The sequence below is a fragment of the Nitratireductor sp. B36 genome (assembly GCF_020833685.1).
Taxonomy (GTDB): domain Bacteria; phylum Pseudomonadota; class Alphaproteobacteria; order Rhizobiales; family Rhizobiaceae; genus Nitratireductor.
Genome location: NZ_JACKZY010000004.1, coordinates 447,501 through 460,162 on the forward strand (window position 1 = coordinate 447,501; position 12,662 = coordinate 460,162).

General features: G+C 59.3%; 11 protein-coding genes. 5 read left to right on the forward strand and 6 right to left on the reverse strand.

Annotated elements, in window-relative coordinates; genetic code table 11:
• Positions 1 to 4 precede the first annotated feature (4 nt).
• The gene (locus H7H48_RS18425; RefSeq protein ID WP_229450553.1) at positions 5 to 1,351 is read left to right on the forward strand and encodes an MATE family efflux transporter; all 1,347 of its coding nucleotides are present in this window, start codon (positions 5 to 7) and stop codon (positions 1,349 to 1,351) included.
• 3 nt (positions 1,352 to 1,354) lie between these two features.
• Here the strand turns inward: H7H48_RS18425 and H7H48_RS18430 are convergent, their stop codons facing one another.
• Positions 1,355 to 2,446 (reverse strand): quinone-dependent dihydroorotate dehydrogenase, encoded by a 1,092-nt coding sequence (locus tag H7H48_RS18430; RefSeq protein ID WP_229450555.1) that lies wholly within the window; start codon positions 2,444 to 2,446, stop codon positions 1,355 to 1,357.
• Positions 2,443 to 2,790 (reverse strand): DUF952 domain-containing protein, encoded by a 348-nt coding sequence (locus H7H48_RS18435; RefSeq protein ID WP_229450557.1) that lies wholly within the window; start codon positions 2,788 to 2,790, stop codon positions 2,443 to 2,445. The genes H7H48_RS18430 and H7H48_RS18435 overlap by 4 nt, the downstream gene beginning before the upstream one ends.
• A gap of 137 nt (positions 2,791 to 2,927) precedes the next feature.
• Here H7H48_RS18435 and H7H48_RS18440 point away from each other — a divergent pair, with 137 nt between their 5' ends.
• Positions 2,928 to 3,395: a hypothetical protein gene (locus tag H7H48_RS18440; protein WP_229450558.1), complete on the forward strand. Its 468-nt coding sequence runs from the start codon at positions 2,928 to 2,930 to the stop codon at positions 3,393 to 3,395.
• A gap of 44 nt (positions 3,396 to 3,439) precedes the next feature.
• On the opposite strand, the gene H7H48_RS18445 is transcribed toward H7H48_RS18440, so the two are convergent.
• A complete protein-coding gene (locus H7H48_RS18445) occupies positions 3,440 to 3,766 on the reverse strand; it encodes a hypothetical protein (RefSeq protein ID WP_229450560.1) in 327 nt (108 codons plus the stop codon).
• 226 nt (positions 3,767 to 3,992) lie between these two features.
• Between H7H48_RS18445 and H7H48_RS18450 the strand changes: the two genes are divergently transcribed.
• A complete protein-coding gene (locus H7H48_RS18450; protein WP_229450562.1) occupies positions 3,993 to 4,670 on the forward strand; it encodes a response regulator transcription factor in 678 nt (225 codons plus the stop codon).
• 8 nt (positions 4,671 to 4,678) lie between these two features.
• Here H7H48_RS18450 and H7H48_RS18455 read toward each other — a convergent pair whose 3' ends face one another.
• Entirely contained in the window at positions 4,679 to 8,167 is a 3,489-nt protein-coding gene (locus H7H48_RS18455; RefSeq protein WP_229450564.1) for a PAS domain-containing hybrid sensor histidine kinase/response regulator, read from the reverse strand.
• A gap of 200 nt (positions 8,168 to 8,367) precedes the next feature.
• On the opposite strand from H7H48_RS18455, the gene mscL reads away from it, so the two are divergent.
• The gene (gene mscL, locus H7H48_RS18460; protein WP_229450566.1) at positions 8,368 to 8,784 is read left to right on the forward strand and encodes a large conductance mechanosensitive channel protein MscL; all 417 of its coding nucleotides are present in this window, start codon (positions 8,368 to 8,370) and stop codon (positions 8,782 to 8,784) included.
• 100 nt (positions 8,785 to 8,884) lie between these two features.
• Here mscL and hemA read toward each other — a convergent pair whose 3' ends face one another.
• On the reverse strand, positions 8,885 to 10,162 hold the full coding sequence (hemA, locus tag H7H48_RS18465; protein WP_229450568.1) for a 5-aminolevulinate synthase: 1,278 nt from the start codon (positions 10,160 to 10,162) through the stop codon (positions 8,885 to 8,887).
• A 132-nt stretch (positions 10,163 to 10,294) separates the two neighbouring features.
• Positions 10,295 to 10,795, reverse strand: coding sequence for a MarR family winged helix-turn-helix transcriptional regulator (locus tag H7H48_RS18470; RefSeq protein WP_229450570.1), 501 nt, complete (start codon positions 10,793 to 10,795; stop codon positions 10,295 to 10,297).
• Positions 10,796 to 10,885: 90 nt separating this feature from the next.
• On the opposite strand from H7H48_RS18470, the gene H7H48_RS18475 reads away from it, so the two are divergent.
• Positions 10,886 to 12,661 carry an N-acetylglutaminylglutamine amidotransferase gene (locus H7H48_RS18475; RefSeq protein ID WP_229450572.1) on the forward strand — a complete coding sequence of 592 codons (1,776 nt, stop codon included), beginning with the start codon at positions 10,886 to 10,888 and terminating at the stop codon, positions 12,659 to 12,661.
• Position 12,662 lies beyond the last annotated feature (1 nt).

Sequence of the window (12,662 nt, forward strand, 5' to 3'; positions counted from 1 at the left end):
TTCGATGGATCATGTTCAGCCGCAGACCCGCGTCACGCATCCTTTCCAGGTGACGAACCGCCTCGTCCTGTCGATCGCCCTGCCGATGACGCTGGCATATCTGACAACGCCGCTCCTGGGCATCGCGGATACGGCCATCGTCGGCCAGTATGGCGATGCAGCACTTCTGGGCGGGCTGGCCGCAGGCGCCATCGTTTTCGACGTGGTCTTCACGACATTCAATTTCCTGCGCTCCGGCACGACCGGCCTGGTCGCGCAGGCCTATGGTCAAGCCAACGCGCTGGAAGAACAGGCGATCCTGTGGCGGGCACTGCTTGTCGCTCTGGTTGCCGGCCTTCTCGTCGTTCTCGCCGGCCCTCTCGTCATCGCCGGCGGCGCATACTTCATGGACGCCGGCCCGGAGGTCACGGCGGCCATGGAAGCCTATGTCGCGATCCGCATCATTGCCGCTCCGATCTCCCTCATCAATTACGCGATCCTCGGATATGTGCTGGGCCGTGGCGAAGGGGCGCTCGGGCTGGTGTTGCAGGTCATCCTGAATGGCGCCAACATCGCATTGTCCATGTATCTGGCGCTGTCGCTCGGCTGGGGCATAGAGGGCGTGGCATGGGGCACGGTGGGTGGAGAGGCGATCGGGATGCTGGCCGGGCTTGCAGTGCTGGCGCGGCGCTTCCGACAGGGTCCGCGTGTTTCCTTGAGGCGGGTGTTTGACACCCACCAGCTGGTGCGCATGGTCGCGATGAACCGCGACATCATGATCCGGTCTTTCTCCCTTCTCGCGGCCTTTGCGCTGTTCACCCGGCAGGGCGCGCAGTTTGGCACCGTCACGCTCGCTGCCAATGCGGTTTTGATGAATTTCTTTCTGGTGGCGGGCTACTTCCTCGATGGCACCGCGACTGCGGCCGAGCAGCTGGCAGGTCGTGCGGTGGGGGCGCGTTATCGACCCGCTTTCCTGAGTTCCGTCAGGTTGACCATGGCATGGGGGTTCGGCTTCGCCATTCTCATGTCGCTCTTCTTTCTGCTGGCTGGTGAAGCCCTGATCGCCTTCATCACGACAGCGCAGGAGGTGCGGACAGCCGCAAACACGTTCCTCCCCTGGGCCGCGTTGATTTCCATTACCGGCGTTCTCGCGTTCCAGATGGATGGCGTCTTCATTGGCGCCACGTGGTCCCGCGATATGCGCAACATGATGTTGCTTTCCTTCGCCCTTTATCTCGTCTGTCTTTTTGTGCTCACGAAGACCTTCGGCAATCATGGCCTGTGGGCCGCATTCCACGTTCTGCTTCTGGTGCGCGGTGTCAGCCTCTTTGCAATCGTGCCCTCGCGCATGCGCAGAACATTCGCCGAATAGGCATCAGTCCAGCTGGCGTGCGGCCCATTCGTCGACGCGTGTATCGCGAAGCTGGCGGAGGGAAGAGAGGTTTTCGCGTTGGGCAAATGCGCTCATGTCCGCGAGAATTCTGCCGGGCAGGCACGTGCCGCCGAAAATCAGGCCGCTATACATCTGCACCAGGTCAGCACCCGCCCGAATTTTCTCAAGCGCCGTCTCCGAAGAGTCCACGCCCCCCACGCCGATCAGAGGCATGGCGGGGCCGATCAGCAACCGCAACTTTGCCAGCACGATCGTGGACCGCTCGAAAAGGGGCAGGCCGGAGAGACCACCCGTCTCATGAGCCAGCCGGCTCGTCACCCCCGCCCTCGAAAGAGTGGTGTTGCTCACGATCAACCCGTCGATGCGCTTGTCCAATGCCACATCGGCGATGTCCGAAAGCGCGGCATCTGTCAGATCAGGCGCGATCTTGAGGAAGAGCGGCACGGGAGCGCGCCGCAGCTTGGCCACCTCGTTGCGTGTGGTCAGCACACGGGAAAGGAGCTCGGACAGGTTCGCGCGATCCTGCAGCGACCGGAGGCCGGCCGTGTTGGGCGAGGAGATGTTGACGGCAAGATAGGATGCGATGTCGCCAAAGGCCCGCACGCCCGCCTCATAATCGGCGATGCGATCCGCACTGTCCTTGTTCGCACCGATGTTCACACCAACGATCCCGCCCTTGCCGGCGCGGTCGAGGATCCGTTTGCGAACTGCCACGATGCCGTGATTGTTGAAACCCATCCGGTTGATGAGCGCGCTGTCGTCTTCCAGCCTGAACAGGCGGGGTTTCGGGTTTCCTTCCTGCGGCAGCGGGGTGACAGTGCCGCATTCCACAAACCCGAACCCCAGTTGCAAAAGCCCGTCGGCCGCCTCGGCATTCTTGTCGAAACCTGCAGCCATCCCGAGCGGGTTGGGGAACACCATGCCGCCGACAATGGTTTTGAGGCGCTTGCTGACCTGTGGAGGGCGGGCCAGGGGCATGCCGCTTTTCAATGCCATGATTGCAAGGTTGTGCGCGCGCTCGGAGTCCATCCGAAAAAGGGCTTGTCGAGCGATCTTGTCGAGCAGGCTCTTCATTCTGGCAACTCTGGAAAAACGTGAAGCCCGTCTGAGCCGAGCGGCAGAGGACGAACCCACTCGACCTTGTTGAGCTCAAGCGGGGCGTAAAGATGGGGGAAAAGAGCGCCGCCGCGCGAGACTTCGTATTTCAGGGCACTGCCAAGCGACGCGGCATCGATGGCGATGAGCAGCAAATCATCTTGCTGCGCAAAGTGTTTGGCCGCCGTTTCCGCAACCTGCCCGGCTGTGGAGAAGTGAATATATCCGTCGGCAACATCAATCGGTGCGCCATTGAATACGCCCGCCGCCTCGGCTTCCTGCCAAAGCGCACGTGGACAGATTTTATAGATCAGGTGAGCCATGCCAGCGGCTATACTTGCAATACCGCGGCAGCGAAAGGCCCGAAAAAGCGTTTTCAGGGGATTGCACATTATCCCATTTATGGCGCATTCCTGGGGCATGAAGCCATCGTAAGAAGCATGAATGCGGAGCAGACCCCATGCGCAATACCCCCATGCGCAATACAAAAAGGCGCAATACAATCGCAGCGACAGGCGCACTGATCATCCTGTCCACGATGACGGGCGCCACGGCGCAGGAGGCCGAGCGCTTTCAGCTTGAGCGCACGGACGAAGGATATGTGCGCATGGACACGAGGACCGGAGCCATGTCGCTTTGCCGTGAGCGGTCAGGGCAACTTGTCTGTGCGCCGGCGGCCGACGAGCGTACGGCCTATGAGGAAGATATCGCCGCACTGCAGGACCAGCTCGAGACCCTTGAAGAGCGTGTCGAGGCGCTGGAGAGTGTTTCCTCGGAAGCCAAATCGGAATTGCCTTCTGAGGACGAGTTCGAACAGACACTGGGATTGATGGAGCGTTTCTTTCGCAAGTTCATGGGGATCGTGAAGGATTTCGAGAAGGAAGACAGCACAACCTCGCCCGATACGCCGGCCCCCGATCGAACCTGAGCGGAGGGCGGTTTTTTAGCCGCTTCAGGAAAGCTCGAAACACTCTAGGTGACCGCTCGCACCAGGCGCAACACCATCGAAAATGCGAAGAAGCCACAGCCAATCTGCAGGCTCAGGACGGCAAAACGCAGATAGATATCTTTCAGTATTGCTATGAACACCTTCGCCCCTGATCGCCCGACCGGGCGGGCGTCTGGATTAAGATGCATCCAGACCTCGGTCTTCCTGGGATTTTGCCTCGCAACCGCATAAGCCTTGAGTATCAGAAGCTCAGACATGATCAGCGTCATCAGCGCGCCGGCACTGAACGCGAGAATCAGGTCGAACGAAAAGCTCAGCATCACCAGCCCGATGGCAAAGGCGCCGAACATCACGGCGCGTCCAATGCACAACATGGCTACCTTGTGGATTTTCTCCATAGCAGGCTCGCGGGTTTGCACCCTCGGGGCGAGTCTGTGGCATAGATGTGGGACAGGCAAGTAAATCTTCCGCGAGCTTTTCGGCAAGCGTTGAGGCTTCCAGCCATGGCAGAGCTTGAAATGACAGCTATTCCCCGCATAATCGCACCGAGACCCGCGGCGGAAGAAGACGACAATAATGCGGCGGGCGCGGGAGGGACTTTTGGCATCGGGCTATAGATTTTTGGTCGCCGACGACCATCCTCTGTTTCGAGGGGCGTTGAAAGGCGCGCTTTCCGGACTCGACGATGCATGCAAGATACTGGAAGCAGGGGATTTTGAAGGCGCGAAAGCGCTTTTGGATGATAATATCGATCTCGTCCTGCTTGATCTTACCATGCCTGGCGTGAGCGGCCTTTCCGGATTGGTCGCCTTGCGTGGAATGAATGCGGCGGTGCCCATCGTGGTCGTCTCCGCACACGACGATCCCGAAACCATCAGACGGGCTCTGGAGCTGGGCGCTTCCGGCTTCATTTCGAAATCGTCAGGCATGGATGAGATCAGAACGGCGGTTCGGACAATTCTGGACGGCGGAATCTATACGCCTGCCGATATCGATCTGGGAGCCGAAGCCGATCCGGAGATCGCTGATCTCATCAGCCGCCTTCAAACCCTGACTCCGCAACAGACCAGGGTGCTGAGCATGTTGGCCGAAGGGCTTTTGAACAAGCAGATCGCCTATGAGCTCAACGTCTCTGAAGCCACGATCAAGGCGCACGTCTCGGCGGTTCTGCAAAAGCTGAACGTGGATAGCCGCACCCAGGCGGTCATTCGTCTGTCGAGGATAGGGGCCGACACGATCGCCACCGAAAGCTGACCCGACAGCTACTCCGCTGCGGCAAGCATCTGGCGGCAACGCATCAGCAGTGTGCGCAATGAGGCTGGGCGCAGGGGCTTGTTCAGCACCATGGCGGTAAGAGCCTCTGCCTCGGCGCGCACTTCGTTGGAGCGATCGGCTGTGATCAGGATTGCCGGTATCGTTTCCCCGTACCTTCCCCGCAGGGCCAAAATCACGTCGAGCCCCACTTCATTGTCCAGGTGATAGTCGGCAAGGATGATGTTTGGAGCGCCGTCCGAGAAATCGGGAAGCGAGCTTGACCCGGTTGCTGTTGAAACCACACAGCCCCAGCCTTCAAGAAGACGGCGCATCCCATCGAGAATGCGCGGATCGTTGTCAATGCACAACACGCGCAGGCCTTCCAACATCGTCTGCTGGATCGCGGCCGGGCGTGCAGGCACATCGGTGGCGTTGGCCTGGCTGGAGCTGATTGGAATGATGACAGAGAAGCGCGTGCCACCGTCAATCTGTGAATCAAGACGGATCTCCAGATTCAGAACACGCGCGATACGATCGACGATAGACAGGCCCAGGCCCAGGCCCTGTGCCTGGCGCACGCCTTCTTCCAGCCGTGTGAATTCCCGAAACACCGTGTTCAGCTTGTCGGAGGCAATTCCGATGCCGGTATCGATGACCTGCAGCTCGAGCAATTCGCCGCGCCGCCGCACCCCCACAAGGACGCGACCGCTGGGCGTGTATTTGATGGCATTGGAGACGAGGTTCTGCACGAGCCGGCGCAGCAGGTTCCGGTCGGTATTTACAGTCAGAGTTGAGGGGATGATGGTGAGCTTCAGGCCTTTCTCCTCGGCCAGCGGCATGAAATCTGTCGTGAGCTGGCGCATCAGGCCAGCAAGCTGAAACACTGAGGGAGAGGGCTTGAGCGCCCCGGTATCCAGGCGCGAAATGTCGAGCACAGCGCCGAGGATCGCCTCCACGGAATCGAGCGACGATTCGATGTTGCTCACATATTCGCGGGTCTCCCCGCCTTCCGCGCGTTCCATGAGCGATGAGCAATAGAGCCGGGCGGCGTTGAGAGGTTGGAGGATGTCATGGCCCGCGGCTGCAAGGAAACGCGTTTTTCCGAGATTGGCTTCCTCCGCGATCACCTGCGCCTGCGCCAGCTCTTCGTTGACCCGCATCAGTTCCGCTGTGCGGTCGGCCACCCTCTGCTCCAGTGTCTCGTTGATGCGCTTCAACGCGATGTCTGCCTCAACGCGGGGCGTGATGTCGGTATAGGTGGCCACGATACCGCCATCGGGCATCGGGTTTGTGCGCAACTCGATGATGCGCCCGCTCTTTTGGAGGCGGATCTCCCAAGGCATCCCGAAGTCGGTGAAACGATTCAAGGTCACCGTATAGGCGTCCAGGGGTATTTCTCCACGCACGGTGAGCAGGTTCACGAACCGATCGAGCGACACGCCGACCTGACCCATCTCGTCCGGCAAGTTGAAAAGGGTTCTGTATTGCCGGTTCCAGCAGATAAGCTGAAAATCCCTATCGAAAACCGTGACACCTTCCTCCATCTGGTCAAGTGCGGTCTGCAGCAGATCACGATTGTGCTGCAGGGCCATGGAGGCATCGTCAAGCAGTCGGAGTGCATCGCGCGGTGAGCGATCGTTCCTTTGAAAGAGCAGGGAGAGAATAAGCCGGGACGAGGAGGATCCCACAGCGCTGGCAAGCAATTGTTCTGAAAAGCGCACCAGCGCTATGCCGGTCTGGTCATTGCCGTTGAGACGAACGCCGTGGGTGGCTTCAAACGTGGCAAAGGAGCGCTCGGTGCGCTCGGCTCCCAGATAGCGCGAGATCGTGTCCTTCAGGTCGTTGACGGTGACTGTCGTACGAAACCGGCGCAGGGTCGGAATAGGGCCGGTGTCACGCGGCACGAAGATCGCGGCTTGAATACGCTCGAGCGGTTGTGCGGCGCGTGAAAGAGAACCCAGAACGAAGAAAAGCGTGTTGACCGCGAGGCTCCACAATACCCCATGATTCAGAGGCTCGGCCACAGTTCCAAAAAGGGCTTGTGGCCTGAGCGCGGGCAAGCCGAAGAGACCGTCTGTAATGATGCTGGTGCCTTGCGGGGCAAGCGAGGGGAACAACAGCGTGTAGGCCCAGATCGCAAACCCTGAGCCCATGCCCAGAAGAGCGCCGCGGGCGTTCGCTCCGCGCCAGATCAGTCCACCGAAGAAGGCTGGTGCGAACTGCGCGATGGCCGCGAACGAGATGAGACCGATTGCTGCCAGGCGGGTGTTGTGGGTGGTTTCGCGGTAGTAGAGAAACGCCGTGAAAAGGATGATGAAGATCGCAGCGCGGCGAATGTTGAGGATGCTTGTCGACCAATCATTTTTCTCGTGATGGTCGGGGCGCAGCAAACGGCGCAGAAAAAGCGGTATGACCAGATCGTTTGAAATCATGATCGAAAGCGCCACACTGGCGACAATGACCATCGCCGTGGCCGCTGAAAGCCCACCGATAAAGGCGATCAGGGCAAGGAGGTCATGCCCGGCAAGCAGGGGAAGAGCGAGCACGTAGAGATCGGAGTTGGCACTGTCTCCCACCAGCGCGAGGCCGGCGAAGGCTATGGGGATCACGAACAGATTGATCAGCACCAGATAGAGCGGGAAAAGCCAGCTCGCCGTCTCGAGCTCCGTGGTGCTGCGGTTCTCCACAATCGTGACATAGAACTGCCGGGGCAGCATGATGATGGCAAAAGCGCTGAGCGTCGTCATGACGATCCAGGTCGCCAGCGACGTAGGATAGGTGTAGGCCTTCTGCACCTCGGGAAGGCTGCTTACAGCCCGCGCGAGGTCCAGTGGCCCTCGGAAAAAGAAATAGGTGATCGCAATCCCCACAGCCAGAAAGGCCGCGAGTTTCACCAGCGTCTCGACCGCGACGGCAAGAACCAGCCCCTCTTGATGTTCGGTGGCATCGGCGTGACGCGTGCCAAACAGGACGGCGAAGATTGCCAGGAGAAAGGTCACGATCAACGCCATGTCGCCGACGAAGAAATCGATGACCGGTGGCGCGCCATCGTAATGCGTGACCATGAGGCTGACGGAATCCGAAATCGCCTTCAATTGGAGCGCGATATAGGGAACCGTTCCGAAGGTGGCGATCAGCGTTGCCACCGAAGCGACAGCGAAGCTTTTCCCGTAGCGGGCAGCCAGAAAATCCGCGATGGAGGTAATCTTTTCGGATTTTGCGAGCCGGATGATGCGCTTGAGGATCGGGAAACCGAACAGGAAAACCAGCACCGGGCCGATATAAATGGCCAGAAACTCCAGCCCGCGCTCGGAGGCCAGTCCCACCGAGCCGAAGAACGTCCAGGAGGTGCAGTAAATGGCGATGCTGAGCGCATAGATGTAAGGGCGCGAGCCGAGCCCGCCCTGACGGGCAGCTCGATTGTCGCCGACGCTCGCGATGAAGAAGAGCAACGTCACATAGGCGACGGCTATGATTGCGATGACCCAGCCCTGCACCGGTCGCGATTCTCCTCCTCACAGGTCTATTGAAAGGCAAACACAGGCCAGGTTGCGTGTCCAATGCTTCTTTCGGTGAATGTGCTTCGGGGAAACCGCCGAACGGTTTTTGTTGCGCTTTCCCCGCGTGACGCCTCTACTGTTCAAGTGTTGGTGACCGATGAGTCGCCGGGTTTCAGTTAGATTGGGGAGAGACCCTTATGATGAAGGAATTTCGGGAGTTCATTGCACGAGGCAATGTGATGGACCTCGCGGTCGGCGTGATCATCGGCGGCGCGTTCGGTCTCATCGTGAAGTCGTTGACCGACGACATTATCATGCCACTCGTCGGCGCCATCTTTGGCGGCTTCGATTTTTCCAACTATTTCGTTCCGCTTTCTTCCACCGTGACCGCCACCACCCTTGAGGCGGCGCGGGAGCAGGGTGCGGTATTCGCCTATGGCAACTTCCTTACGGTGGTGGTCAATTTCCTGATCCTGGCATGGATCATCTTCCTCATGGTCAAGGGCGTGAATTCACTCCGCCGGAAGGAAGCCGAGAAACCGGCAGAGCCCGAGGCACCGCCCGCAGACGTTCAGCTTCTCACGGAAATCCGCGACCTTTTGTCGAAAAAATAGCGCTTTTTCGCGGTTTTACGGAAAACCGGCAAGAAAAACCGAAAACGCCGCCGAACAGGAGTTCGGCGGCGTTTTCATTGAATTCATTGAGGAAATCCGCTCATCCGCCGGATTTGGGCACCAGAAGGGAGACCACACGTTCGGATTTCGCCTGCAAAGGTTGATCCGCTTCCTTGAATGGAATGCCCAGCGCTTCCCAGGTTTCCAGAAGCGCATCGCGTAGTGTCTCGATCAGCCCGTCGTCATGAAACGGTGTCGGCGTGATGCGCAACCGTTCCGTGCCGCGCGGGACCGTCGGATAGTTGATCGGCTGGATGTAGATCCCGTGCCTTTCAAGCAAACGGTCGGAGGCCTGCTTGCACAGTTCGGGATCTCCGACGAGCAAAGGAACGATATGGGTCTGAGACGGCATCACCGGCAGGCCGGCGGCCAGTAGCTTGTCCTTGGTCTGTTGCGCCTGGCGCTTTTGCGCCTCCCGCTCGACGGACGAGGATTTGAGATGCCGGATCGACGCGGTCGCTGCCGCTGCAATGGCAGGAGGCAGGGCGGTTGTGAAAATGAAACCGGAGGCATAGGAACGCACCGCATCGATCACCGCGCTTGAGCCGGTAATATAGCCGCCGATCACACCAAAACCCTTGGCAAGCGTTCCTTCAATGACATCGATCCGGTGCGCCAGTCCGTCACGCTCCGTAATGCCACCACCGCGCGCGCCATACATGCCCACGGCATGAACCTCGTCGATATATGTCATGGCATTATATTTATCGGCCAGGTCGGCGATTGCCTTGATGGGCGCGATGTCCCCGTCCATGGAATAGACGGATTCAAAAACGATCAGCTTTGCCCGGCTGTGGTCGGCCTCCTTCAGAAGGCTTTCAAGATGGCCGACATCATTGTGGCGGAAGATTTTCTTTTCCGCGCCGGACCTCCGCACTCCCTCGATCATGGAGGCATGATTCAACTCGTCGGAAAGAACCAGGCAATTGGGCAAAAGACGGGCGATGGTCGATATGGAGGCTTCATTGGAGATGAAACCGGAGGTGAAAACGAGACCGGCTTCTTTTCCATGAAGATCCGCCAGCTCGGCTTCAAGCTCCACGAGCGGGTGGTTGGTCCCGGAGATATTGCGCGTGCCGCCGGCGCCTGCACCCATCGAGCCCGCGGCCTGCTGCATGGCGGAAATCACACACTCGTGCTGGCCCATGCCGAGATAATCATTCGAGCACCAGACAGTGATTTCGCGCGTCTCTTCACCGGAGCGCCACAGTGCGCGCGGAAACGCGCCGACGATCCGCTCAAGATCGGCGAAAACGCGATAGCGGCGTTCAGCGTGAAGTTGATCGATCGCTTCTGAGAAAAAACGCTGGTAATTCATTGAACCTTCCTGCTGTGCGGCGCGATCATAATCGCGCACCCCGTCTGCGTCCATTGCGTGTTTCGGGCAAATTGACACGTCTGCGCGACGCGGCCTTGCGCTTGATCAATTTTAATCCGTGCGCGGTCGCACTCAGTGCTGGAGAGTGTTTTTCGGCAGATCGTCGCCAGGTGCCATCATGTCGGCAATGGTTGCTAAGGCTGAAATAAGCTGGCCGCGCCGCTCGGGAGAGAGGGCGGCAAAGCGCCGGGCGAACGCGTCGCCCATCGGCTCGGGCGCGCGCTCTAAAAGCCCCCGGCCTTGATCCGTCAGCCGGGTGTGGACCACGCGCCGGTCGTTGCGAGATCGATAACGCTCCACCAGTTGCCGCGTTTCCAGATTGTCGAGAATGGTGATTACAGTTGCCGCGCTCAGATCGACATGGGCTGACAATACGGTTGTCGTAACCTCCCCCAGTGCAGCGATTGCCTTGAGGATGATCAATTGCGGCGCCGTGAGACCGATCTGTTTGGCGAGCGCTCGCGATTGCACATCGTTGGCGCGAACAATGCGGCGAATGCATTTTTCCACCCCCCGTAACTCCTCGTCACGGAACCCTTGGGTGACCTTGTCAGTTGTCGTCTTGAAAGTCATGCGGACGCCATTAATTTGACATCTAATAATTATAACTATAACTAAAATACGCTCCGATGCAACGTTAAACAAGGGATCAGATCGCTACCCATGTGCGGAATCTGCGGAGAACTGCGGCTTGATGGCCGCCCTGCCTCACCTGTCGCTCTTTCGAAAATGATGGACTGTCTCGCGCCGCGTGGGCCCGATGGCGCGGGAGCTGTCATTCACGGCAGCGCAGCATTCGGGCACCGGCGGCTGAAAATCATCGACCTGTCGGAAAAGGCCCGCCAGCCGATGGAGGATCCCGAACTGGGCCTCACCATCGCCTTCAACGGCTGCATCTACAATTATCCCGAGCTGCGCGCGGAGCTGGAAGGCAGAGGCTATCGCTTCTTCTCCACCGGCGACACTGAAGTCATTCTCAAAGCCTGGCACGCCTGGGGCGAAGATTGCGTGAGCCGCTTTCACGGCATGTTTGCCTTCGTCCTCCGTGAACGCGAGACGGGCCGCGTGGTGATGGCGCGAGACCGGTTCGGCATCAAGCCGCTCTATCTTGCGGAAACGCCGGAACGCGTTCGCTTCGCCTCCTCGCTTCCGGCCCTGCTGGCAGCCGGGGATGTGGACACGTCCATCGACCGCTATGCACTGCATCACTACATGACATTCCACGCGGTCGTCCCCCCGCCGCGCACCATCCTCAATGGCGTGAAAAAACTTCCCCCCGCCACCATCCGGATCATCGAAGCCGATGGTAAGCAGCGGGATCGGGTCTATTGGGATCCGCCCTTCGCGCGCGATCCCGAAATGGCCGCGCTTTCTCCCGATGACTGGCGGGACCGGACCCTGGAAGCCCTGCGTCTTGCCGTCAAGCGCCGCATGGTGGCCGACGTTCCGGTAGGCGTCCTGCTTTCGGGGGGTGTCGATTCCAGCCTCATCGTCGGGCTTCTCGCCGAGGCCGGCCAGAAGGGTCTCATGACCTTCTCCGTCGGTTTCGAGGAGGCCAATGGCGAAAAGGGCGATGAGTTCATTTATTCCGATCTGATCGCCAAAGAATTCGGCACTGATCACCACAAGATTTTCGTGCCGTCGGCCGATCTGATGGATGCGCTACCCGGCACCTTTGCGGCCATGTCAGAACCCATGGTCTCCTACGACAATGTCGGCTTCTATCTCCTCTCCAAGGAAGTATCGAAACACATCAAGGTCGTGCAGTCGGGGCAGGGCGCCGACGAAATTTTCGGTGGCTATCACTGGTATCCGCCGTTGATGAGCTCCAATGATGTGGTGGACGATTATGCCAAGGTCTTTTTCGATCGTTCGCACGAAACCCTGAGCAGGCAGCTCTCGCCTGAGTGGATCGCGGATCGTGATGCAAGCCGCGAACTCGTGTCGGCACATCTCACGCGAGCCGGGGCAGACACGCCGGTCGACGCCGCACTGCGGCTCGATTCCACCGTCATGCTGGTCGATGATCCGGTCAAGCGGGTCGACAACATGACCATGGCCTGGGGACTTGAGGCGCGGGTGCCTTTCCTTGATCATGAGCTGGTTGAGCTTGCCGCCCGCATCCCGCCCGAAGAAAAGCTCAAACAGGGCGGCAAGGGCGTGCTCAAGGAGGTTGCCAGGCAGGTGGTGCCAAACGAGGTCATCGATCGGAAGAAAGGCTATTTCCCGGTGCCGCAGCTCAAATATGTCGATGGGCCTTATCTCGATATGGTGCGCGATGCGCTATCCTCGCAATCGGCGCGTGAGCGTGGCCTCTTCCGTCAGGACTATCTGGATACGCTCTACGCCGCGCCGGCTGATCACATTACACCCTTGCGCGGTTCCGAACTCTGGCAGGTAGGGCTGCTCGAACTCTGGCTGCAAACCCACGGGGTATAAT